The sequence below is a fragment of the Nocardiopsis sp. NPDC007018 genome (assembly GCF_040635075.1).
Lineage (GTDB): Bacteria > Actinomycetota > Actinomycetes > Streptosporangiales > Streptosporangiaceae > Nocardiopsis.
The window spans coordinates 83,446-106,638 of record NZ_JBEYHA010000020.1 but is presented as its reverse complement, the minus strand read 5'-3'; the positions used below and the strand labels follow the sequence as shown (position 1 = coordinate 106,638).

Below are 23,193 nucleotides of genomic sequence, written 5' to 3'. Positions count from 1 at the left end.
GGGATGAACCCCAGGCACATCGCGTTCGAGCGGCGCGGCAGCGGTCGCCCGGTCCTCCTGCTGCACGGCCTCGGCGACCGCAGACAGAGTTGGAAGTCGGTGTCGCCCAGGCTGACCGACCGCTTCGAGGTGGTCAGCCTGGACCTCCCGGGGTTCGGCGACTCCCCGGCGCCGGAACTGCGCCAACCCTACGACGTGCACAGCCTGGTGCGGGTGGTGCGGGAGTTCTGCGAGCTCCACGGCCTGGAGCGCCCGCACCTGGCCGGCAACTCCCTGGGCGGTTCCATCGCCCTGGAACTGGGGGTCCAGGGGGTGGCCGGGTCGGTGACGGTGTTCTCCCCGGCCGGGTTCTCCGACCGGTTCGCCCGCTGGGGCATGCGCACCGTGGGCGCGGTGGCCAACCTCGCCACGCACCTCCCCATGCCGCTGAAGGAGCGGCTCGCCGACACCGCTCCCGCGCGGGCCGCCGCCCGGATCGCCCTGCGCGGCGACCCCTCCTCGCCGGAGGCCAAGGCGACCCGGTTCGGTATCCAGGGGCTCACCCCCGGGGCGCCCTACGTGCGCATGGTGCCGAGGATCGCCGACTACGACTTCACCCCGCGTCCGATCCACTGCCCGGTGACCATCGCGTGGGGGGACCGCGACCGGACCCTGCTGCCGTCGAGCGCGGACAACGCCCACCGGCGGGTGCCCAACGCGCGCATGGTCTCGCTGCTGGGGGTCGGGCACATCCCGATGGCCGACGACCCCCTCAGCGTGGCCGACCAGATCCGGTGGACGTGCACCGCCGCCGACCGCTCCCCGGGCGGAGCCTTTCCCGGGACGCGCGGCGCGGGATAGCGTTACGCCCGCAACGACCCCCTGAGGAGGCACTGGTTTGACCACTTCGACACGCCCGTCCCCGGGTTCCCCCGCGTGGTTGGGGGCCGAGGAGCACCGTCTGGTCGACTTCGCCCTCGGCGCGGCTGTCCCGGACGGGTTCGGCTGGCTGGACGCCCGGGGCGCCACCGAGCCCGACCGTCCCACGGAGACCTGGATCACCGCGCGCATGACGCACGTGTTCTCGCTGGCGCACCTGCGGGGCGACGCCCGCGCGGCGGAGCTCGCCGACCACGGGCTGGCCGCGCTCGACGGCCCTCTGCGCGACGCCGACCTGGGGGGCTGGTTCGACGCGGTACCGGAGGAAACGGCCACCGCCAGCGACCGGGAGCGCTCCCAGAAGCGTCCGGACAAGTCCGCCTACCCGCACTCCTTCGTGGTCCTGGCGGCCTCGTCGGCGACCCTCGCCCGGCGCCCCGGTGCCCGGGACCTGTTGCACGAGGCCCTGAGGGTGTTCGACACGCACTTCTGGGAGCCGGAGGCGGACTGCGTCCGGGAGAGCTGGGACGCGGGCTGGACCGTCACCGAGCCCTACCGGGGCGCCAACAGCGCCATGCACTGGGTGGAGGCGCTCCTGGCCGCCGCCGACGCCACCGGCGACACCGGGTGGACCCGTCGCGCCCTGGCCGTGGCCGAACGCCTCGTCCGCGGCGTGGCCGCGGAGCACGACTGGCGCCTGCCCGAGCACTTCACCCCGGACTGGCGGCCGCTGCCCGACTACAACCGGGACCACCCCGACCACCCCTTCCGCCCCTACGGCAGCACCACGGGCCACCTCCTGGAGTGGGCCCGCCTCCTCCTCCACCTCGAACTCGCCCTGGAGCGCGCGGGGGAGGACGCCCCGGCCTGGCTGCGCGCCGACGCCGAGCACCTCTTCTCCAACGCCGTCCGGCGGGGCTGGAACGTGGACGGAGCGGAGGGTTTCGCCTACACCCTGGACTGGGAGGACCGTCCGGTGGTGCGCCAGCGCATGCACTGGGTGACCGCCGAGGCCACCATGGCCGCGTGGGCCCTGGCCCTGCGCACCGGGGAGGACTCCTACACCGAGTGGTACGAGCGCTGGTGGGACTACGCCGACCGCTGCCACGTGGACCGCGAACACGGCAGCTGGCGGCACGAACTCGACCCCGGCAACCGCCCCTCGGGTTCGGTCTGGGCGGGCAAACCGGACGTCTACCACGCCTACCAGGCCACCCTGATGCCGCAGGTCGGGTTCTCGACCTCCGTGGCGGCGGCCCTGACCGGTGACGGAGGACGGCGATGAGCGAGGAGGCACGGCGCACCGGCCCCGAGGACGTGTCGCCGGACCGGGGCGGCACCCGAACGCCCCGGCTGGTGGTGGTCGGGGAGAACGTCATGGACCTGCTGCCCACCCGGCACGGCCCCGACGTGCTGAGGGCCGCGCCGGGCGGTGGCCCGGCCAACACGGCGCTGGCCGCCGCCCGTCTGGGAACACCCACGCGTCTGCTGGCCCGGATCGGCGCCGACGGCTTCGGCGAGCTCGTCCGCGCTCGCCTCCTGGCCGGGGGCCTGGACCCCGCCGGTCTGGTCCGGGCCGAGGAGCCGACCGCCCTCGCGCTGGCCACGCTCGGCGCGGACGGATCGGCACGGTACGACTTCCGGATGGACGACGCGGCCGACTGGCGGTGGGCGCCCGGCGAGCTCCCCGACACCCTGGAACCCGGTATCCGGGCCCTGCACGCCGCGTCGATCGCCCTGTTCCGGGATCCGGGGGCCACGCGGATCGAGGAGCTGCTGCGCCGTGAGCACGGCCGCGGCCGGGTGACGGTCTCCCTGGACCCCAACATCCGTCCGGACGCGGTCGGGGACCCGGAGCGGGCCCGGGCCCGCGCGCTGCGGCACGCCGCCCACGCCCACGTGGTCAAGGCCAGCGACGAGGACCTGGCCTACCTGTATCCGGGCCTCGCCCCGGAACGGGCGGCGCACGCCCTGGCAGCGCTCGGTCCGGCCCTGGTCGTGGTCACCCTCGGCGGGGACGGCGCGTTCGCCCTCTCGCACGGTGTGGAGGCGGCCGTTCCGGCGCCGAGCGTGGAGGTCGCGGACACCGTCGGCGCGGGCGACTCCTTCATGGGGGCCCTGCTGCACCGTCTCGACCTGGACGGGAGGTTGGGCGAACGGCCCGGGAGCCGTCTGGCGGGGCTGACCGAGGACGACCTGGTGGGGCTGCTGACGCACGCCGTCACCGCGGCCGCCCACACGGTCACCCGGGAGGGCGCCGACCCGCCGACCGCCGAGGAGCTCCGGGCGCTCCTGGGCGGGTAGCCGGTCGTGCCGGGGAGGGGCCCGCCCTCCCCACCGCGACCGTTCGGCGACCGGTTGCGGATCGGACGCCCCGGGCCCGGTTCGCCCGGGCCCTCGACGCGGTGTCAGAGCGGCGGGTGTCCGACCGGGGAGACGGTTCCCAGGCCCTCGCGGGTCTGGGCCACCACGTGGTCCACCACGTCGGTCATCCGCTCCCGCCGCGCGTAGGCGACGCGCTGGCGGTGCGCGCCCGAGCCCAGGGTCAGGACGCGGTCGAGCAGTGAGGACACCAGGTCGGTGTCCCCGGAGACGGCCAGTCCGGGCAGGGCGGCCCGGCGGACCCGTTCCATGGCGGCGCTCGCCGTGAGGGCCTCGCCGGTCAGCGGGTCGGGGACCACCCCCTCCAGCCCCTCCTTCGCCGCCCGCCACACGGCGGCCCGCAGGGTGTGGGTGCTGACGGCGGGCGCGGGGACGCCGCTGCGCACGTCCACCAGCACCCGCGCCGCCAACCCCCGGGTGAGAGCGGCGAACAGCAGGGCCTCCTCGGCGGTGGCGGCCACGTCGCCCACCCGGATCTCCAGGGTGGGCAGGTGGTCGGAGAGGCGGATGTCCCAGTAGACCATGTGGCGGTCCAGGATCGCCCCGGTCGAGGTCAGCCCCTGGACGGCGCTCTCGTGCTCCTTGACCGTGCGCATCAGGGGCGGCGGACCGGCCGAGGGGAGCCGGTTCCAGGTGACCGTGCGCCAGCTGGCGTGGCCGGTGTCGCGTCCGGACTGGAAGGGCGAGTTGGCGGCCAGCGCGACCAGGAAGGGCAGCCAGCGGCGCAGGTGGTCGCTGACGGCCACGGCGGTGGCCGGGTCGGGGACGCCGACGTGCACGTGGCAGCCGCAGACCACGTGGGAGTCGCGCAGCGCTCCGAAGTGCGAGGCGATGGCCGAGTAGCGGTGGCCCTCGCTGACGTCCGCCGACGAGGGGTCTCCCAGGACGGGTGTACCGGTGGCGGCCACGGCCAGGCCCGCGTCGTCGGCGGCCCGGTGGAGTTCCTCCCTGGCGGTCACCAGGAACGCGTACGCCTCCTCCGAGGTGGTGCACACGGGGCTGTTGGCCTCCACCTGGGTGCGGGTGAACTCACCGCACAGGTGCGGGCCGAAGGTCCGGACACGGGACAGGACGTCGGGGGCCCGGGAGAGGATGCGGCGGGTGCGCGGGTCGACGACGAAGAACTCCTCCTCCACACCGAACGTCAGGGGTCGGTTCGCGCCGCCGACGGGTATGCGTCGGTCGTCCGCTGTCAGGGAGCGGTTCTCCATACGGGTCCTCCGGCTGTCCGATCCAGTGCGTCCCGCACTGGATATCCCGGGCCGGGACGGCCGCGACAGTGTCCCGCAGTGGACAAAAAGGTATCTAAAGAGCCGTTTGTGTCGATGGTCTGGATCGCGGGAGGGCGCCGACCGTGCGTTGCGTCCTGACTACCTGGACGGACGCGGTGGGGGTTCCGATATCACGCCGGAAGGGTGACTGGAGTCACTCTTTCGGAGCGGAGGTCCTCAAAGGGCCACCGTCTCCTCATGCGACCCCCCTCTCCCGGAAGGCACCTGAGAACCACCAGTACCCCCGTGCCCGACCGCCACGCGCGGCTCGGGGCGGGTATCAGTGAAACGACCAGTGTGTACCTCCACACCTGCCGGATCGGGGCGGCGCTGTGCGAATGTGATCAGCGTGACGGAACGGGACAGGGAGCCCCAGAGCGTACGCCTCCGGGGACGGGACACGGAGCGCGGGGCCCTGGCCGATGCCCTGGGCGACGCGAGGTCGGGCCGGGGCACGGCCCTCCTCCTCACGGGCGGGCCGGGCCGGGGACGGAGCCTCCTGCTCGACCACGCGCACGACACCGCAGGGGACTTCACCGTCCTCCGCGTGGCCGGAGTCCGCACCGAGACCGACCTCCCCTGCTCGGGTCTCCAACGCCTCCTGCGCCCCGTCCTGTCCGGGCTCGACCGCCTCCCGGCCTCCCAGCGCGACCTTCTGCGCGAGGCCCTCACCCGAGGCGTCCTCACCGCCGCCGACCGCTACCCGCTCTACACCGCTGTGCTCGAACTCCTCTCCGAGGCGAGCGCGGAGCGACCCCTCCTCCTGTGCGTGGACGACGCCGAACTCCTCGACCCCGCCTCCCTCGACGCCCTGGCGTTCGCCGCCCGGCGACTCACGGGGACCCGGATCGCCGCGGCGTTCACCGCCCGGGACGGGCACACCGCGCCCACCGAGCCCGGTCCGGTCCCCGGGGTGACCGAGCTCGTCCTCGCCCCGCTGGAGGACCGCGCGGTCCACGACCTGCTCACCGACCGCGCCCCCGCCCAGCTGTCGCCCCGGGTCCGGGAGGAACTGGTCCGCGCGGCGCACGGCAACCCCGCCGCCGCCCTCGGCTTCCTCTCGACCCTGAGCCCGGAGCAGGTCCGGGACCGGGAACCCCTGCCGGAACCCCTTCCGTTGGCGGCACGGCTGCGTTCGGCTCTGCTCGCCCCGTACGAGGAACTCCCAGAGGGAGCCCGAAGGCTGCTGTTGCTCGGCGCGTTGGCCGACGCACCCCCGGTCCACCAGCTCCTGGACGCCGACCGCGACCCCGAACCGCACGCGCCCTCCCGGACCGGACCGGCCCCCTCGGTGTCCACCCTCGAACCGGCCGAGGAACGCGACCTGGTGCGGGTGGACGGCGACACCCTGGTTTTCCTCGACCCGCTTCTCCGAGAGGCCGTGGTCCAGGGCGCCCCGGCGGGCCGTCTGCGCGGGGCCCACCGCGCCCTGGCCGGGGTGACCGACCGCGAGCACGCCCCCGTCGAGTTCGCCCGGCACGCCGCCTGTGGTGCCGAGGCGCCCGACGCGGAGCTCGCCGACCGGATCTCGGCCGCGGCCCGGCGGGCCAAACACCTGTCCGGCCCCCTCGCCGCCTCCCGCACCCACGAGCGCGCCGCCGCGCTCAGCCCCGACCCCGACGAACGCGCCTGCCGTCTGGCCACTGCCTCCCACGAGTCCCACCTCGCGGGCGAACCCGAGCGCGCCGCGCGGTTGCTGGCGCGGGCCCGACCTCTCGTGGTGTCCGACCGCCGCCGGGCCGTGGTCGACCTCATCGAGGCCGAGTTCCAGACGTGCGACTCCAACGCCATCGACTCCGCCGAACGGTTGTACGCCGCCGGACGCGACCTGATCCCGCACGACCGCTGGCTCGCCCTGCGCGCCCTGGTCCGCTCCGCCGACAGCGCCTCCTACGCGGGGGACCCGGTCCGCCACGCCCGGGCCGCGGAGCTCGCCGTCCCCCTGGTCCGCCCGGACGATCCGCCCTCGATGCGGTTGATCGCCGCCTTCCTGGAGGGGTGCACGGTCTCGTTCCGGGGCGACTACGTGAACTCCACGCCGCTGCTGCGTGAGGCGATCCGGCTCTCAGACGGGATGACGGCCCCCTCGGAGCTGGTGTGGGCCGGGATCTGCGGCCTCCGCCTCGGGGACGCCCCCTTCGTCCGCACCGCCACCTCCCGGGCGGCGGAGTCGGCCCGCTCCCGAGGGGAACTCGTGTTCGTCCCCTCCGCGTTGGCCTTCCTCGTCTTCTCCGAGTTCTGGAGCGGGCGCTTCCCGTCCGCCGCCGGGACGGCGCTGGCGGGCCTGCGCGCCTCCCGCGAGTCCGGCCAGTCCATCTGGGAGGCCCAGAACCTAGCCGCCCTGGCGATGGTCGCCGCCATTCAGGGCGACGTCGACACCTGCCGTATCCGGGCGCGGGCGGTGGCCGCCCAGGCGGGAGAGAAGAGCCTCGGCCTGCCCTCCGCCCTGGCCTCCTGGGCCCAGGCCGTCCTCGAACTCTCACGGGGCAACGCCGCCGACGCCTTCTTCCGTCTGCGTTCCCTGGTCCACGCCGGTCCCGGACACGGGCACCCCACCATGCGCCTGGTCACCGCGCCGCACTTCGTGGAGGCGGCGGTCCGCACGGGCAAGACCGGGTGGGCCCGCGCCTCCCAGGCCGGGTACCGGGGCTGGGCCGAGGCCGTGGGGAGCCGGAGCGCCCTGGCCCTGGCCGCGCGGGGGGACGGCCTGCTCACCACCGGAGAGGAGGCGGTCGACCACTTCGAGGCCGCGCTCGACCTGCACCGGGCCTGCGGGGACGACGACGTCGAACACGCGCGCACCCAGCTGCTCTTCGGCGCCTCCCTACGGAGGTCGCGCCTGCCCGGGCGTGCCCGGGAGCACCTGTACAACGCGCTGGAGACCTTCGAGCGCTTCGGCGCCCGGCTGTGGGTCAGGCAGACCCGCGCGGAGCTGCGCGCCATCGGTACCGCCGAACGCGGCCCGCAGACCCCGGCGACGAGTGACCTGACCGCCCAACAGCAGCAGATCGCCCAGCTGGTGGCGGAGGGGGCGACCAACCGCGAGGTGGCCGCGCACATGTTCATCAGCCCGCGCACCGTGGAACACCACCTGCGCGGCATCTTCCGCAAGCTCAACATCAGGTCCCGGGTGGACCTGGCCCGACTCCTGAACTGACCACACGGGCCGGACACGACGGGCGTCCGGGAGCCCGTCGCGTCGACCGGTTGATACCAACTGGTCGGTATGAGACCCCGGCACGTCGCCGGAGAGAGGCAGCCATGGCAACGACCGCACCGGAACACCTTCTGACAGCCGACGGGGTGACCGTGCGCTTCGGAGGACTCACCGCGCTCGACGACATCGGACTCCGGATCGACCCGGGCTCCGTCGTCGGTCTCATCGGACCCAACGGAGCCGGGAAGACCACCCTGTTCAACGTCCTGTCCGGGGTGCTGCGCCCTACCAGGGGAACCGTCTCGTGGAAGGGGGCGCCGCCGCCCGGCAGACGCACCCACCACCTGGCCAGGGCCGGGATCGCCCGGACCTTCCAGGGCCTCAACCTCTTCCCGATGACGACCGTCATCGAGAACGTGATGGTGGGCGCCGACCGCCTCGCCAGGGGCGGAGCGTTCTCCCTCGTCAGCGGCCTGGGACGACACCACAGTGACGAGAGGGATCTCAGGGACCGGGCCATGGCCGCGCTGGAGCGCTTCGGCGTCGCGGAGCACGCCCACCGCCTGCCGCCCACCCTGCCCTACGGGGTGCAGAAGCAGGTCGCCCTCGCCCGGGCCTGTGTGGGCGAACCCGAGCTCCTCCTCCTGGACGAGCCCGCCAGCGGACTCTCCGGTCGGCAGACCGCCGAACTGGGCGAGCGGATTCGCGGGTTCGGCCAGGACATGGCGGTGGTCCTCGTCGAGCACCACATGGACCTGGTCATGGCCGTCTGCGACCGCGTCCTGGTCCTCGACTTCGGCAGGATCATCTCCAGCGGCACCCCCGAGGAGGTGCAGGCGGACCCCGCCGTCACCCGCGCCTACCTGGGCACCTCCGACACCCCGGCCACGGGTCCCGACGACGCGAACGGGGCCCGCCGATGACCCGCACGCCCCTGCTCACCATCGAGGACCTCAGCGCCTCCTACGGCGCCGTCCGCGCTCTCGACAGCGTCAGCCTCACCGTCCCCGAACGCGGGCTCTGCGCCGTCCTCGGCGCCAACGGCGCGGGCAAGACCACCCTTCTGCGGACCCTCACCGGCCTGCACCGCGCGGGTTCGGGCCGCGTCCTGCTCGCGGACGAGGACATCACACGGCTGCCCACGGAACAGGTCGTCACCCGGGGCCTGGCCCACGTGCCCGAAGGAGGCGGGGTGGTGGTCGAACTCACCGTGGAGGAGAACCTGCGCCTGGGCTCGCTGTGGCGCGCAGACCGGCGCGACCGCACCACCCTCGACCAGGTCATGGACCTGTTCCCACCTCTGGCGGAGCGCCGGACCAGGGCCGCCGCCACCCTCTCCGGAGGAGAGCGGCAGATGCTCGCCATCGGGCGCGCGCTCATGGCCCGGCCCCGGGTGCTGCTCCTCGACGAACCCTCGCTGGGCCTCGCGCCCCTGATCACGCGGCGCATCCTCGGCCTGCTCCGCGACCTGCGCGACCGCACCGGCCTCACGGTCGTCCTCGTGGAACAGAACGCCGCCGGGGCCCTGTCGGTGACCGACCACGGTTACGTCCTCAACCAGGGGCGCGTCGTCGCGGAGGGGCCCTCCGCCGAACTCCTGGCCGACGACCGCACGCGCCACGCCTACCTCGGCTTCTGAGGGAGACCCCCATGAACTACTTCGTCACCCTGACCCTCAACGGGCTGGCCTCCGGCGCGGCCTACGCGGCACTGGCGCTGTCCCTGGTGATCATCTACCAGGCCACCCGGCTGGTGAACTTCGCCCAGCCCGCCCTCGCGCTGCTGTCCGTCTACACCGCCTACACGGTCACCCAGCTCACCGGCTCCTACTGGCTCGGGTTCGCCGCGGCCCTGACCGCCGGGCTGCTGGTCGGCGCCTTCGTGGAGCGGTTCATCGTCCGACCCATCGCCCGCACCTCCCAGCTCAACGCCATCATCGTCACCCTCGGGCTCCTCCTGGTCGTCCAGGGCGGGGTCGGCATGATCTGGGGCAACGAACAGCACGGCTTCCGCTACGCGTTCAGCTACGTGGGGCGCTTCGCCCCCTCGGACGCGTTCGCCCTGGCCTCCGTGGCGACGGCCGCCGTCCTGCTGTTCGTCCTGTACCGGTTCACGCCCCTCGGCCTGCGGATGCGCGCCGCCGCCTTCCACCCGGAGGCGGCCAGGCTCAGCGGAGTGCGGGTCGGACTCATGCTCACGGCGGGCTGGGGCATCGCCTCCCTCATCGGCGCGCTGGCGGCCATGCTCGCCGGGCCGCCGTTCATCTCGCCGAACGTCTTCGACGTCGTGTTCGTCTTCGGGATCACGGCGGCGGTGGTGGGCGGACTCGACAACCCGTTCGGCGCCGTCGTCGGCGGCCTGCTCATCGGCCTCGGCATGTCGTACGTGTCCGGGTTCCTCGGCCCCGAACTCGCGACCCTCGCCGCCCTCGTCATCGTCGTGGCCGTCCTGAGCGTGCGCCCCGACGGCATCCTCTCCCGACCGACCGCCCGAAAGGTCTAGCCCGTCATGCCCCTGCCCGTCCGCCATCTGCTCCTGGCCGCCCTCGGCCTGGCCGCCGTCGCCGGGCTGCTGTCCGTGACCGGCGACCTCACCGCCCTGCGGATCGCCGCCGTGGGGTACACCATGCTCGCCGTCGCCGGGCTCCAACTGCTGGTCGGCGGCTCCGGACAGGTCTCCCTGGGCCACGGCGCGTTCATGATGATCGGCGCCTATTCCATGGCACTGCTGGTCCTGCACCAACCGGCCCTGCCCCTGGCCGCCAACCTCGGCGTCATCGTCGCGGTGTCCGTCGTGGCGGGCGTCGCGGTCGGCGCCGCCACCGCGCGGCTGCACGGCCCCTACCTGGCCGGGGCCACCCTCATCCTCGCCGTCGGCCTGCCCGGTCTGGCCCACCGGTTCCACGCCTTCCTCGGCGGCAGCAACGGCCTCAACATCCGCACCGCCGGAGCCCCGCCGATCCTCGACGGGCTCGTGACCACCAGCGAGTGGCGGGCCCTGGTCGTGTGGACCACGGTCGTCCTCGGCCTGGCCGTGCTCGCCACGATCTCCGCGGGACGCCTCGGCCGCCGTATGCGCGCGATCCGGGACGACGAGACCGCCGCCGCCATGGCGGGGGTCCCCGTGGGTGCCACCAAGGTCGTCGCGTTCGTGATCGCCTCCACCGCGGGCGGTCTGGCCGGAGGCCTCCAGGCCTACGTGCTCGGCACCGTCACCCCCGGCAGTTTCACCCTGGTGCTCTCACTGACCCTGCTCGCCGCCCTGGTGCTCGGCGGAATCGGCAGCCTGTGGGGCGCCCTGTGGGCCTCGATCGCCATCGTCTACCTGGACGTGTGGGCCACCGACCTCGCACGGGCCGCGGACCTGGGACGCGATGTCGAGAACAACCTGCCGGTCGTGTTCTTCGGCGTCGTCCTCATCCTCGTCCTGCGGTTCTGGCCCCTCGGCGTCCACGGCGCCCTCCGCGACCTCGGAGCCCGACTCCGGGCCCGCACCCACCGCTCCTCGTGAACCCCCCACAGTGAAGGAGACTTCCATGCGAGAACACCGAATCCGGCTCCTCCTGGCCCCGGCCCTGGCCCTGGTCATGCTGGCCGCGGCCTGCTCGGGCGCGGGCGAGGTCGCCCAGGGCGCCGACGTCGACCTCGACGTGGCCCCCGGCGTGACCGACGACAGCGTCGTCATCGGGACCCACCAACCCCTCACCGGACCGGCCGCCCCCGGGTACCTGGCGGTCTCCCAGGGAGCGGGGGCCGTGTTCGACCACGTCAACGCCCAGGGCGGGATCAACGGGAGGCAGATCGACTACCGGGTCGAGGACGACGGCTACGACCCCGCCCGGACCATCGACGTCACCCGCCAACTGGTCATCCAGGACGAGATCTTCGCGATGGTTGGCGGCCTCGGCACACCCACCCACGGCGGTGTCCTCGACTACCTCAACGACGAGGGGGTGCCCGATGTCTTCCCCTCCTCGGGAGCCCTGGCCTGGAACAACACCGAGGAGCACCCGCTCACCTACGGCTGGCAGACCGACTACACGAAGGAAGCCAAGATCCAGGGCGAGTACATCACCGAGAACTTCCCCGGACAGCCCGTCGGGTACCTGTTCCAGAACGACGACGTCGGCGAGGACTCCCAGGCCGGGCTCGACCAGTACCTGTCCGACGAGGTCGTGGCCCGCGAGCACTACGAGTCCGACATCCCCGACCTGGGCTCGCAGATCGCCGAGCTGGAGAACTCCGGAGCGGAGGTGGTCGTCTGCTCCTGTATCCCGGCCTTCGTCGCGCTCGGCATGCTCGAATCGGCCCGGATCGGCTACGAGCCCCAATGGGTGATCTCCAGCATCGGCGGAGACACCGCCACGCTCCAGGCGCTGCTCACCGAGTTCACCGAGGACACCGACGCGGAGGGTGTGCCCGCCGACGCCTTCCTCGAAGGGGCGGTCGTGACGAGCTACATGCCGCGCGTGGAGGACGAGGACGACGAGTGGAGCCGCTTCTTCGTGAGCGTGTACGAGGAGTACGGAGACGGCGGGCCGCCCACCAACACGCACATGTTCGGCATGACGCAGGCCGTCATGTTCGCCCAGGTCCTGAAGTCGGCCGGGCGCGACCTCACGCGCCAGTCCCTGGTCGACGCCCTGGAGACCCAGGAGTGGCAGGGCCCCGGGCACACGCCCTTCTCCTCCAGCGGCGGTGACCACGGAGGCCACCAGGGCGTGTACGTCGTGCGGTACGAGGCGGGCGGCGCCATCGAGATGGTCCAGGAGGCCAGGGTGACCGACCGTGAGGGCGGTCCCGTGGAGGAGGTCGACTTCGAGCGGCTCTCCCCGCAGGACCTGCCCTTCCACGACTGACGGCCCAACGCCGGGAGCCGGAGCGCGCGGTCCGCGCGCTCCGGCTCCCCTGGGGCGGGCCACCGCCGGGGCGGTGCGTCCGGACCCGGGGGCCCGAACGCCGCCCCGGACATCCGACCGGTCTCCCCGGTCAGCCGCCGTGCGGGCAGGAATCCCGGTAGTCGGAGAAGTCGGTGCCGATCCCCGTCCGGGGCGGCGGGCACAGGAACTGCTCGTAGCGCTCGTCCTCGTCCACGAACCGCTTCAGCCACGAGATGCCGTACTTCGCGATGGTGGTGTTGGAGACGTTCGGCGCGAAGTGGCTCGCGCCGCGCAGCTCCAGGTAGGCGCGGTCCAGGGAACCGGGCAGGCTCTCGTACATCGGGATGGCGTGCGAACGGACCGACGCGGTGACGTCGTTCTGGGCTCCGACGACCAGCGTGGGCGTCTGTACGCTCGACCAGTTCTTCTGCGTGTGCCAGGGGGTCAGCGGGATCGCGGCGCGCAGCTCGGGCCGCGAGTCGACGGCGGCCAGTGTGCCGCCACCGCCCATCGAGTGCCCCATGACGGCCATGCGGTCACCGTCCACGCGGTCGCTCACCGCGCTGCGGTCGGCCAGGTAGTCCAGGGCGGCCTCCAGCTGGCGGCCCCTGCTGTTCGGCTGGTCGTACCGGGTGTTGGTGTCGATGGTGAACACCACGAAGCCCTGCGAGGCGAAGCGGTGCCCGTACCAGGACATGGACGTCTCACTGGCGGTGTACCCCGGGGCGACCACCACGCCGCCGAAGGTGCCCTGGGAGGTGTCGGTCGGGTAGTAGATGGTGCCGCCGCCGAAGCCGCGCACGAGCGAGGACACCGAGGTGGTCGCGGTGTCGAAGTGGCCTCGGGGCGCGGTGACGCTCTCCTCCGTCGGGTCCGGGCCCCGTTCGTGGGGGTTGGCGGCCTGGGCCGGTGCGACGGCGGCGCCGGCGCCGAACAGGGCCAGACCCACCACCAGGGCGGACTTCGCGGCGATCACCGCCGCCCAGGAGCGGGTGCGTGGCACCCGGGTGTCGCGGCGGGAGCGCGTGTCGCGGGGCGGCGGTGTGGGGGATTGGGGGGACCGGGGGTGGTCGGTTCGCACGTCGTCTTCCTTTTCTCGCAGCGGGAATCCACGGCACCGCGAACGCTGTGGTCCGTTCCTCTCCCGCTATTCGCGGGAGGAACTCGCCGGATTCGCATCCGTTTTCCGTGGGCGTGCGTTCACTATGAAGTCGAAGGTGTGAACCCGCATCCGTTGAACCACCAGTGCTCCGGGGGCCTGGTTCACACGTTCGAAAAGGAAGCTCCCCGATTCACCGGCCCAGACCGCGCCACCAACTCAGCAGCCTCCCGAGGATGTCCTCGGGAGGCTGCTCCTCCTCGGCCACCGCCGGGACCTGCTCCATCTGCTGGGTCTGGACGGCCGGAGGTTCGCTCGGACGCCCGGGGGTGAAGGTGACCGGCAGCTCCCGCACTCCGTGTAGGAACGGCGAGGGCAGCAGGCGGAGTTCCTCGGGCGGGACCGCGAGCCTCAGGCCGCCCAGGCGTTCCTGGAGCACGGTCACCCCGGTCGAGGCCACGAGGCGGCCCAGCGCGCGCGCCGGGCAGCTGTGCGGACCGGCGCCGAAGGTCAGGTGGGCGCGGCTGCCGCTGGACAGGCCCGTGTCCGGGTCCGAACGGCCCCGCTGCACGGCCGGGTCGCGGTGGGCCGCGTCGACCCCCAGGTACAGGGCGTCGCCCCTGCGCACCCGCGCGTTGCCGATCCGTACGTCCTGGAGCGCGATCCGCCCGGCCAGGAGCTGGAGGGGGCTCTCGTTCCACATGACGTGGTCGAGGAGGTCGTGCGTGGACAGACGGGCGTCCGTGTGGGCGGAGCGGATGCGGTCGTCGGTGAGCAACGTGCGCATGGTGTTGCCGATGAGGTGGGCGGTCATCATGTGGCTCGCGCTGACCACCAGGGACGCCGCGTACGCGACCTCCTCCATGGTGAGGTCGGCGGACCGTTCGAGCATCCAGCTGGTCAGGTCGTGCCCGGGCTGGGCGGCCTTGCGGGCGACCAGCCCGGCGAAGTACTGCTGGAGGCCGGTGATGGACTCCTCCGTGCGCTGGGAGTCCTCGCTGAAGATGACGGCGGTGAAGTCGTTCAGCATGTGGCCGTAGCTGTCGGGCAGACCGAAGAGCCGGTTCGCGACCAGTGCCGGGAGCATCTGGGCGTAGTCGCCGACGAGGTCGGTTCCGCCGTCCATGACGAACCGGTCGACCAGGCCGTCGGCGATCCGGTGCACGGTGCGGGCCATCGCGGTCATGTCGATCCTGGCCAGACCGTCCATGATCGGCGCGCGCAGCCGTGCGTGCTCGGCTCCGTCCGCGTAGAAGGCGTTGGGCAGCCAGGTCATCATCGCGACGGTGTTGTCGAGGTCGACGCGTCCCTCCGCGGCCTCCCGCCACTGGCGGGTGTCACGTGAGAACAGGTGCGGCTGCTGGAGGACGGCCAGGCTCTCCTGGTAACCGAGCAGAAGCCACGCGCGCACCCCGGGCTCCAACTGGACCGGGATGATCGGCCCCTGGCGTTCCCGTAGGACCTGCCAGAGTTCCGTGCGCCCCTCGGGCGGGGTGGGGTCGTAGAGCCGGACGTGGTCGACGGGGCACCCCGGGGCGGTGGGGGTACCGGGGTCCGGTACGCCCTGTTCCGCTCCGGGCCCGGTGCCCTGGGATTCACCATGCTGAGTCGTGGTCATTTCGGGTGCGGACACCCGGAAAAGGTCCGCGGGTCCGCTTCCCTCCCTTCGAGGAGACGTGGCACTGGCATGGTGACGGGAAGGGGGAAGCGGGAGATCCCGAAAAAGGGGCTTTCGGGGCGGTGGCCGGGGATCGAGCCAACCTGGTCGTGGCATTCTAGGATTGTCGGCCCCGGATTTTCAACACGCTTGGATGATTCGCGTCGTCCTTTTTGGCGCCGCGATGGTTTCTTTTTCTCCTTTGTCCGGTGATGAGGGGCTGCCCCGAGGGGCCCGGATTGTCACTGGTGATCCCTAGAGTTGCCTGTGTGAGCGATCGATGGAGTACCGACGAAGTCTGGGCTCTGGCTCCGGACCCCCCTTCGCACAAGGCCGCTCTCAAGGTGGCCAAGGCGGGTTCCTGGCCCCAGAGCGGAGTGGTGGCCGCCGAGGGCGGCGGGACCTCGGCCGTCTGGGGCGAGTGCAAGGGGAGCGGGAGCAAGCCCTACCTGGCTGCGGCGCACCTGGACGGGGACAAGGGACCCGCCTACAAGTGCAGCTGTCCCAGCCGCAAGATCCCCTGTAAGCACGTCCTGGCCCTGCTCGCCCTGTGGAGCCAGGGCACGGTGGCCGAGCGCGAGGACCGGCCCGAGTGGGTGGGCACCTGGCTCTCCGGCCGCCTCGCCCGTCAGGAACGCGCGGCCGACGCCGCCACCGCCCCGGCGGACCCCGAGAAGGCCGCCGCCACCCTGCGCGCCCGGGAGGCCGCCGTCACCACGGGGCTGGAGGAGCTCCGCATGTGGCTGCACGACCAGGTCGACGGCGGTCTGGCCGAGGTCCCCAAACTCGGCTACGAGCACTGGGACCGCATGGCTAAACGCCTGGTGGACGCCAAGGCGGGCGGCGCGGCCGCCCTGGTCACCCAGCTTCCCCAGAACGGCGGAGCCGACCGCTGGCCGGACCGCCTCCTGGAACGCCTTGGCATGCTGCATCTGATGGTGGACGGCTACCTCGCGGACGAGGGCGGCGACCCCCGCACGCGCGCGGTACTGCGCGCCCGGGTGGGGATCGCCACCCGGGCGGAGGAGGTCCTGTCCGCGGGGGAGCGGGTCCGGGACACCTGGCGCGTGCTCGGACACCGCGACGCCCTCACCCCGGACCGCATGCGCGTGCGCCGCCAGTGGCTGCGCGGCGCCGACACCGGACGCCTCGCACTCTCCCTCACCTACGCCCGCCCCACCCACTCCCCGGACTCCCTCTTCCGCCCCGGCACCGAGTTCGAGGGGGAACTCGCCTTCCACCCGGACGGCCGCCGCGCCGTGCGGGCGGGTCAGGGAGCCGAGGCCCCCTCCTCGCCGCCGCCCGGCGGCACCGTCGACCAGGCCCTGGACTCCTACGCCGCCGCCCTGGCCGAGGACCCGTGGCTGGAGGGGTGGCCCGTGGTGCTGGAGGACGCGGTCCCCGCCCGGGCGGAGGGATGGCACCTGGCCGACCCCTCCGGGGCCTCCCTCCCGCTCGTCCAAGGGGAGCTGTGGCGGCTCCTCGCCGCCACCGGCGGACGCCCCTGCACCATCGCCGCCGAGTGGTCGCCGGGCACCGGACTGAGCCCCATGACCCTGTGGGACGCCGACGGAAAGGCAGTCGCCCTGTGAACCCGACCCCGCCTACCGGCCGCCCGGGCCCCGACGCCCCCGCGACCCGGCCCGACTCCGCGGCCCCCACGGCCTGGGAACAGCTGGTCTCCACCGCACTGGTGGGGACCTCCCGTCGCCCCGCGCCGCACCTGCCCGACCTGCCCCTCGGCCACCGCGAGGGAGCCGCCGGGCTCCTGGACCTCGCGGCCCTGGACTCCGTGCGCACCCGAGCCGGGTACACCGCGCACACGGCCGAACCCGTCACCCCTGACGCCGCCGACCCCCGGCCCGGGGTCGGTGCCGCCGCGGACCACCGGCTCGACGTCATCCTCGCGGACCGCCCCGAGCTGTTGCCCGAGTGGTTGGCCCACGCCGCCCAGGGCGGTCGGAGGGTGAACCACACCCGCATCCCCGACCTGCTGGAGCGCGCCGCCCGGGACAGCTCGCTGCGCCCCCTGGTCGCCGCCGTCGTCGGCGACCGGGGCACCTGGCTGGCCACCCACAACACCTCGTGGTCGTTCATCAGCCGCGAGCCCCTCGCCACCGACGTCCACACCGACACGGCCTGGAACGAGGGCACCCCGGCCCAGCGCCGCCGGGCACTGTTCGCCCTGCGCGCCACGGACCCCGTGGCCGCCCGCGCCCTCCTCGCCGAAGCCCTGCCCGAGGAGAGCCGGGTGGAGGAGCGCCGCGGTCTCCTGGAGGCGCTGGCGGTCAACCTCGGGCCGGACGACGAGGCGCTGCTCGACCAGGCCCTGGACGACCGGGGCGCCAACGTGCGCGGCCTCGCCCTGGCCCTGCTCGTCCGGCTCCCGGACAGTGCCCACGCCCACCGGCTCCGCGCCCACCTGCGTGCCCACCTGGGGCGCGACCAGGGCCCGCCGCGCGCCCTGGACATGGTCGACATGGACGTGCTCACCGCCGACCAGCTGCGTGACCTCGCCCTGGTGCCGCCGAAGAAGCGGCCGGACACCCGGGAGAAGCGTTGGGAGCTCGGCCGCGTCCTCCTCACCCACGCACCGCTGGACACCTGGACCGACCACCTGGGCACCGACCCCGCCGGAGTCCTCGACCTGGCCGAACCCCAGCCGGAACTGCGCGAGGTGCTCGCCGACGCGGTCTGCCTCCAGCGGAACCGGGCCTGGGCGCGGGCCCTGCTCGCCGACCCCGCGGGCGGGCTGGGCCGACTGCGCTTCGTCGGCAACCTGAGGTGGCGCTCTGCGCGTACCCGGGAGGTCCTGGGCGTGCTGCCCGCCGAGGAGCGGTGCGACGTCGTCGCCGCCGCGATCGACGCCCCCGGGGCGGCCAGCGGCTCGACCGCGCCCGACGGCTCCGGTCAGTCCCTCGCGGACATCGGTGCCCTCGGGCAGGTCCTGCTCGCCGTGGACGCCCCGTGGTCCCGCCCGATCTCCGACGAGGTGGTGCGCCGCCTCACCGGCCCGGCCGACGACCGCGTCGCGCGCGGCTACCGGTTCCTCTGCGAGGTCGCCGCCGAGCACATGCCGCCCGAACACCTCGACCTCCTCCCGAAGGAACCCCCCTTCGAGTCGGAGGGCCCCGCCTACCTCCGCCTCCGCGACACCCTCCGATTCCGCCTTGAGATGCACAGGGAGCTCTAGTTGTCCACCTCCACCACCGGCCCCGGCCTCAACACCGACGCGGCCAGCGCGCTGCGCCCCCACGCCGAGCAGACCTACGCCGCCGAGTTGGAGGCCCTGGTCAAGGCCGACGACCGCCAGCGGCCCCCCGGCTGGCGGCTCTCCCCCTGGGCGGTCACCCAGTACCTGCTGGGCACCACCCTGGACGACGGCACCGAGATCACCCCCAAGTACATCGGCTCCCGCCGCGTGGTCGAGGTGGCCGTGGCCACCCTGGCCACCGACCGCGCCCTGCTGCTCATCGGCGTCCCCGGCACCGCCAAGACCTGGCTGTCCGAGCACCTCGCGGCGGCGGTCTCCGGCGACTCCACCCTGCTGGTCCAGGGCACCGCCGGGACCTCCGAGGAGGCGGTCCGCTACGGCTGGAACTACGCGCGCCTGCTGGCCGAGGGCCCCTCGGAGGCCGCGCTCGTGCCCAGCCCGGTGATGACCGCCATGGCGCGCGGCTCCATCGGCCGCATCGAGGAACTCACCCGCATGCCCTCCGACGTCCAGGACGGCCTCATCACCGTGCTGTCGGAGAAGGCCCTGCCCGTCGCCGAGCTCGGCATCGAGGTGCAGGCCCAGCGCGGCTTCAACGTCATCGCCACCGCCAACGACCGCGACCGGGGGGTCAACGACCTCTCCAGCGCGCTGCGCCGCCGCTTCAACACGGTGGTCCTGCCCGTCCCGGACAGCGCCGAGGACGAGGTCCGCATCGTCACGCAGAGGGTCGAGCAACTGGGCCGTTCGCTGGAGCTGCCCGAGGTGCCCACCAGCCTCACCGAGATCCAGCGCGTGGTCACCGTCTTCCGCGAGCTGCGCTCCGGCGTCACCGAGGACAACACCACCAGGGTCAAGTCGCCCAGCGGCACCCTGAGCACCGCCGAGGCCATCTCGGTGATCACCAACGGCATCGCGCTCGCCGCCCACTTCGGCGACGGGAGCCTGCGCCCCGCCGACGTCGCGGCCGGTATCCAGGGCGCCGTCGTCCAGGACCGCGTCTCCGACGGCGTGGTCTGGCGCGAGTACCTGGAGACCGTCGCCCGCGAGCGCGACGGCTGGGGCGACTTCTACCGGGCCTGCCGTGAGGTGGGCGCCTGATGGGACGACCCCGACAGGGCACCGACAAGGTCAGTGTCCTCGGTGTCCGCCACCACGGTCCGGGTTCGGCCCGGGCCGTGGCGGCCGCCCTGGACGAGATCAAGCCCGACATCGTACTGATCGAGGGGCCGCCCGAGGCCGACGCGATCACCTCCCTCGTGGGCGGACTGGAACCACCGGTGGCGCTGCTGGTCCACCTGGCCGACACCCCTAAGGCGGGGACGGCGCGCTCCCGTGAGGGCTGGGGCTTCTGGCCGTTCGCGTCGTTCTCCCCGGAGTGGGCCGCTTTGGCGCACGCCCACGGGCGGGACGTCCCGGTGCGCTTTTGCGACCTGCCCGCCGCCCACTCCCTCGCCGAACGGATCGAGCGGGCGGAGGCCGCCGAGAAGGAGGCCGAGGCGGGCGAGAGCACCGGGAAGGGCGCCGACACGGCGTCCGGGAAGGGCGCGGAGGGGGACGCCGGGGAGACGACCGGCGGTCGTGAGACCGGCGACCGGGCCGCCGACGACCGGGGAGGTTGCGCCGACGCGCCCGCCCGCGTGCGCACCGACCCGCTCGGGGTCCTCGCCGAGGCGGCCGGATACGACGACGCCGAACGCTGGTGGGACGACGTCGTCGAACAGCGCGGAGACGGCGAACCCTCGCCGTTCCCGGCCATCGCCGACGCCATGGCCGCCGTACGCGCCGAGAGCGGTCCCGAGACCGGACGTGACGCGCGCCGCGAGGCGTACATGCGCCAGACCCTGCGCGCCGTGCTCAAGGAGGGGTACGAACGGGTGGCCGTGGTGTGCGGCGCCTGGCACGCGCCCGCCCTCCGAGACCTCTACGAGTACCCCGTCAAGGACGACGCGGCCCTGCTCAAGGGACTGCCGAAGGTGAAGACCACCGCCACCTGGGTGCCGTGGACCCACGGGCGGCTCGCCACCGCCAGCGGGTACGGCGCGGGCGTGACCTCACCGGGCTGGTACCACCACCTGTTCAGCGCCCCCGACCTGCCGATCCACCGGTGGCTCACCGACGCCGCCCGCCTGCTGCGGGAAGAGGGCCAGCCGGTCTCGTCCTCGCACGTGATCGAGGGCGTCCGGCTCGCCGAGAGCCTGGCCGTGCTGCGCGGGCGGCCGCTGGCCGGGATCGACGAGGTCTCCGAGGCGGTCACCGCCGTCCTCTGCGAGGGCGAACAGAGCCGGGCCTCCCTCGTCCACGGGCGCATGATGATCGGCGAACGCCTCGGCTCGGTGCCCGCCGACACCCCCATGGTCCCGCTGCAACGCGACCTCATGGCCGCGCGGAAACGGCTCCGGCTCAAGCCCGAGGCGTTCGACCGGGACCTCGACCTCGACCTGCGCAAGGACAGCCAGCGCGAACGCAGCGTCCTGCTGCACCGGCTCCGCGTGCTCGGAGTCGAGTGGGGCGTGCCCCGCGCCTCCGACCAGCACTCCCGGGGAACCTTCCGCGAGTCCTGGCGGCTGCGCTGGGACCCCGACATGGACGTGGCGCTGATCGAGGCCGCCCCCTGGGGTACCACCGTCGCCTCGGCGGCCGCCGCCCGTGTGGTGGAGGTCGCCGCCGACGCCGAACTGCCCACCCTGACCGCGCTCACCGAACAGTGCCTGTTCGCGGAACTGGGCGACGCCCTGCCGGACGTGCTCGCCCTGCTCACCGACCGCGCGGCCACCGACGGCGACATCACCCACCTGATGTCCGCCCTCCCCCCGCTGGCCCGCTCGGCCCGGTACGGCAACGTGCGGGGGACCGACGGCGCGCACCTGCGCGCCGTCGCCCAGCAGATCCTGGCCCGGGTTTGCGTGGGCCTGCCCACGGCCGTGCGCGGGCTGGACGACGACGCGGCGGCCCGGTTCGTCGGTGCCATCGACCGGACACACGGCGCGGCCGCCCTCCTCGACGAGGGCGGGCACGTCTGGACGGAGGCGCTGGAGGCCCTCGCCCGCAGGGACGACCAGGTACCCGGACGCGTGGCGGGCAGGGTCAACCGCATCCTCGCGGACGCGGGCCGGATCACCACCGAGGAACTGCACCGCAGGCTCGGGCTGACGATGTCACCCGGCACCGAACCCGCCCGCGCCGTCGCCTGGCTGGAGGGGTTCCTCCAGGGCAGCGGGCTGATCCTCGTCCACGACGAGCGGCTGCTCGCCCTCATCGACACCTGGCTGCTGAGCCTGTCCGAGGAACGTTTCACCGCCGTCCTTCCGCTGCTGCGGCGCACCTTCGGAGCCTTCGGCGCGGCCGAACGCGAGGAGATCGGCACCGCCGTCACCAGGATGGACGGCGGCCGCACCACCACCGTGCGGGTACGGCGCCCCGTCGACACCCGCCGCGCGGCCCCGGCCGTGGCCGCCGTGGCCGCACTACTCGAAAGGAGCCGCGCGTGAGCACGGAGACCACCGAACGCGCCCGCCGCTGGCGTCTGGTCCTGGGAGAGCGGTCCCGGTGCGCGACCCTGACCGGCTCCGACCAGACGATGGACGCGGCACTGGCCGCCCTCTACAACCGGGGCGAGGGCTCCTCGGACGCGGGCGGCGACCGGAGCGCGGACCTGAGCGGTTCGGCGCCGCGTGTCGCCCGCTGGCTGGGCGACATCCGCGAGTACTTCCCCTCCACGGTTGTGCAGGTGATGCAGTCCGACGCCATGGACCGCATGGGCCTGCACCAGCTCCTCCTGGAACCGGAGATGATGGAGGCGGTCGAACCCGACGTTCACCTGGTCGGGACGCTCCTCTCACTCAACCAGGTCATGCCCGCCGAGGCTCGGGAGAGCGCCCGGGCCATCGTGCGCCGTGTCGTCGACGACCTGGAGCGCAGGGTCGCTCAGAAGACCCGTTCGGTGGTGCGGGGGGCGATCGACCGGTCCGCGCGCACGCACCGCCCCCGCAGGGTCGCCGACGTCGACTGGAACGCCACGATCCGCCGCAACCTGGCGCACTACCTCCCCGAACACCGCACCGTGATCCCGCAGACCCTCGTCGGGTACGGCCGCCGCAGCCAGGGGGTGCAGAAGGACGTCGTGCTGGCCATCGACCAGAGCGGATCGATGGCCTCGTCGGTGGTCTACGCCAGCGTCTTCGGCGCGGTGCTGGCCTCCATGAGCACGCTCAAGACGTCCCTGGTGGTCTTCGACACCGCCGTCGTCGACCTCACCGAGCAGCTCACCGACCCCGTGGAGGTGCTGTTCGGCACCCAGCTGGGCGGCGGTACCAACATCAACCGGGCCATCGCCTACAGCCAGACCCTCATCGACCGCCCGCAGGACTCCATCTTCGTCCTGATCAGCGACTTGTACGAGGGCGGTGTCCGAGCGGAGATGCTGCGACGGGTGGCCGCGATGAAGTCGGCGGGCGTACAGGTGGTGGTCCTGCTGGCCCTGTCCGACGAGGGGGCGCCCTTCTACGACCGCCAGAACGCGGCGGCGCTCGCCGAGCTCGGCGTCCCGGCGTTCGCCTGCACCCCGGACGCCTTCCCCGAGCTCATGGCCGCGGCGATCCAGGGGCAGCCCCTGGACGCCTGGGTGGATCAGCACCTCGACGAGGGGTGACCGGCCCGCCGGGCGGGGCCGGACC

17 protein-coding genes are annotated in these 23,193 nt (G+C 73.4%); 14 read left to right on the top strand and 3 right to left on the bottom strand.

Features of this window, described 5'->3' with window-relative positions:
* Window positions 1-3: 3 nt before the first annotated feature.
* Genes ABZ635_RS13980 through ABZ635_RS13970 form a run of 3 tightly spaced genes read left to right on the top strand, consistent with a single transcriptional unit; the run spans window position 4 to window position 3,162 of the window.
* The gene (locus tag ABZ635_RS13980; RefSeq protein ID WP_357763969.1) at window positions 4-840 is read left to right on the top strand and encodes an alpha/beta hydrolase; all 837 of its coding nucleotides are present in this window, start codon (window positions 4-6) and stop codon (window positions 838-840) included.
* Window positions 841-877: 37 nt separating this feature from the next.
* Window positions 878-2,143, top strand: coding sequence for an AGE family epimerase/isomerase (locus tag ABZ635_RS13975; protein ID WP_357763966.1), 1,266 nt, complete (start codon window positions 878-880; stop codon window positions 2,141-2,143).
* Window positions 2,140-3,162, top strand: a complete 1,023-nt coding sequence (locus ABZ635_RS13970) for a carbohydrate kinase (RefSeq protein ID WP_357763964.1) — start codon at window positions 2,140-2,142, stop codon at window positions 3,160-3,162. The genes ABZ635_RS13975 and ABZ635_RS13970 overlap by 4 nt, the downstream gene beginning before the upstream one ends.
* 104 nt (window positions 3,163-3,266) lie before the next feature.
* Here ABZ635_RS13970 and ABZ635_RS13965 read toward each other — a convergent pair whose 3' ends face one another.
* Entirely contained in the window at window positions 3,267-4,451 is a 1,185-nt protein-coding gene (locus ABZ635_RS13965) for a glutamate--cysteine ligase (RefSeq protein ID WP_357763961.1), read from the bottom strand.
* Between the two features lie 409 nt (window positions 4,452-4,860).
* On the opposite strand from ABZ635_RS13965, the gene ABZ635_RS13960 reads away from it, so the two are divergent.
* The 6 genes from ABZ635_RS13960 to ABZ635_RS13935 all read left to right on the top strand — a co-directional run bounded on the left by ABZ635_RS13960 (window position 4,861) and on the right by ABZ635_RS13935 (window position 12,526).
* Window positions 4,861-7,668 (top strand): LuxR C-terminal-related transcriptional regulator, encoded by a 2,808-nt coding sequence (locus ABZ635_RS13960; RefSeq protein WP_357763958.1) that lies wholly within the window; start codon window positions 4,861-4,863, stop codon window positions 7,666-7,668.
* A 104-nt stretch (window positions 7,669-7,772) separates the two neighbouring features.
* A complete protein-coding gene (locus ABZ635_RS13955) occupies window positions 7,773-8,591 on the top strand; it encodes an ABC transporter ATP-binding protein (protein ID WP_357763956.1) in 819 nt (272 codons plus the stop codon).
* Window positions 8,588-9,307 carry an ABC transporter ATP-binding protein gene (locus ABZ635_RS13950; protein WP_357763954.1) on the top strand — a complete coding sequence of 240 codons (720 nt, stop codon included), beginning with the start codon at window positions 8,588-8,590 and terminating at the stop codon, window positions 9,305-9,307. The genes ABZ635_RS13955 and ABZ635_RS13950 overlap by 4 nt, the downstream gene beginning before the upstream one ends.
* 11 nt (window positions 9,308-9,318) lie before the next feature.
* Window positions 9,319-10,170, top strand: a complete 852-nt coding sequence (locus ABZ635_RS13945; RefSeq protein WP_357763951.1) for a branched-chain amino acid ABC transporter permease — start codon at window positions 9,319-9,321, stop codon at window positions 10,168-10,170.
* A gap of 6 nt (window positions 10,171-10,176) precedes the next feature.
* Window positions 10,177-11,178 (top strand): branched-chain amino acid ABC transporter permease, encoded by a 1,002-nt coding sequence (locus ABZ635_RS13940; protein ID WP_357763949.1) that lies wholly within the window; start codon window positions 10,177-10,179, stop codon window positions 11,176-11,178.
* Between the two features lie 25 nt (window positions 11,179-11,203).
* Entirely contained in the window at window positions 11,204-12,526 is a 1,323-nt protein-coding gene (locus ABZ635_RS13935) for an ABC transporter substrate-binding protein (RefSeq protein ID WP_357763947.1), read from the top strand.
* A 130-nt stretch (window positions 12,527-12,656) separates the two neighbouring features.
* Here the strand turns inward: ABZ635_RS13935 and ABZ635_RS13930 are convergent, their stop codons facing one another.
* Window positions 12,657-13,523: an alpha/beta hydrolase gene (locus ABZ635_RS13930; protein ID WP_357764001.1), complete on the bottom strand. Its 867-nt coding sequence runs from the start codon at window positions 13,521-13,523 to the stop codon at window positions 12,657-12,659.
* Between the two features lie 316 nt (window positions 13,524-13,839).
* A complete protein-coding gene (locus ABZ635_RS13925; protein WP_357763944.1) occupies window positions 13,840-15,264 on the bottom strand; it encodes a cytochrome P450 in 1,425 nt (474 codons plus the stop codon).
* A 383-nt stretch (window positions 15,265-15,647) separates the two neighbouring features.
* On the opposite strand from ABZ635_RS13925, the gene ABZ635_RS13920 reads away from it, so the two are divergent.
* The 5 genes from ABZ635_RS13920 to ABZ635_RS13900 are packed head-to-tail and all read left to right on the top strand — an operon-like array spanning window position 15,648 to window position 23,168.
* Window positions 15,648-16,895 (top strand): SWIM zinc finger family protein, encoded by a 1,248-nt coding sequence (locus ABZ635_RS13920; protein WP_357763998.1) that lies wholly within the window; start codon window positions 15,648-15,650, stop codon window positions 16,893-16,895.
* Complete coding sequence (locus ABZ635_RS13915) at window positions 16,892-18,496, top strand: DUF5691 domain-containing protein (protein WP_357763941.1); 1,605 nt, start codon at window positions 16,892-16,894, stop codon at window positions 18,494-18,496. The genes ABZ635_RS13920 and ABZ635_RS13915 overlap by 4 nt, the downstream gene beginning before the upstream one ends.
* Window positions 18,497-19,618, top strand: a complete 1,122-nt coding sequence (locus ABZ635_RS13910; protein WP_357763938.1) for an AAA family ATPase — start codon at window positions 18,497-18,499, stop codon at window positions 19,616-19,618. It abuts the gene before it with no gap.
* Window positions 19,618-22,008: a DUF5682 family protein gene (locus ABZ635_RS13905; protein ID WP_357763935.1), complete on the top strand. Its 2,391-nt coding sequence runs from the start codon at window positions 19,618-19,620 to the stop codon at window positions 22,006-22,008. The genes ABZ635_RS13910 and ABZ635_RS13905 overlap by 1 nt, the downstream gene beginning before the upstream one ends.
* The gene (locus ABZ635_RS13900) at window positions 22,005-23,168 is read left to right on the top strand and encodes a VWA domain-containing protein (protein WP_357763932.1); all 1,164 of its coding nucleotides are present in this window, start codon (window positions 22,005-22,007) and stop codon (window positions 23,166-23,168) included. The genes ABZ635_RS13905 and ABZ635_RS13900 overlap by 4 nt, the downstream gene beginning before the upstream one ends.
* Window positions 23,169-23,193: the final 25 nt, after the last annotated feature.

Coding starts and splice junctions, on each gene's coding strand:
- ABZ635_RS13980 (WP_357763969.1), top strand. CDS start 4: ATGAACCCCAGGCACATCGCGTTCGAGCGGCGCGGCAGCGGTCGCCCG.
- ABZ635_RS13970 (WP_357763964.1), top strand. CDS start 2,140: ATGAGCGAGGAGGCACGGCGCACCGGCCCCGAGGACGTGTCGCCGGAC.
- ABZ635_RS13965 (WP_357763961.1), bottom strand. CDS start 4,451: ATGGAGAACCGCTCCCTGACAGCGGACGACCGACGCATACCCGTCGGC.
- ABZ635_RS13955 (WP_357763956.1), top strand. CDS start 7,773: ATGGCAACGACCGCACCGGAACACCTTCTGACAGCCGACGGGGTGACC.
- ABZ635_RS13950 (WP_357763954.1), top strand. CDS start 8,588: ATGACCCGCACGCCCCTGCTCACCATCGAGGACCTCAGCGCCTCCTAC.
- ABZ635_RS13945 (WP_357763951.1), top strand. CDS start 9,319: ATGAACTACTTCGTCACCCTGACCCTCAACGGGCTGGCCTCCGGCGCG.
- ABZ635_RS13940 (WP_357763949.1), top strand. CDS start 10,177: ATGCCCCTGCCCGTCCGCCATCTGCTCCTGGCCGCCCTCGGCCTGGCC.
- ABZ635_RS13935 (WP_357763947.1), top strand. CDS start 11,204: ATGCGAGAACACCGAATCCGGCTCCTCCTGGCCCCGGCCCTGGCCCTG.
- ABZ635_RS13925 (WP_357763944.1), bottom strand. CDS start 15,264: ATGACCACGACTCAGCATGGTGAATCCCAGGGCACCGGGCCCGGAGCG.
- ABZ635_RS13905 (WP_357763935.1), top strand. CDS start 19,618: ATGGGACGACCCCGACAGGGCACCGACAAGGTCAGTGTCCTCGGTGTC.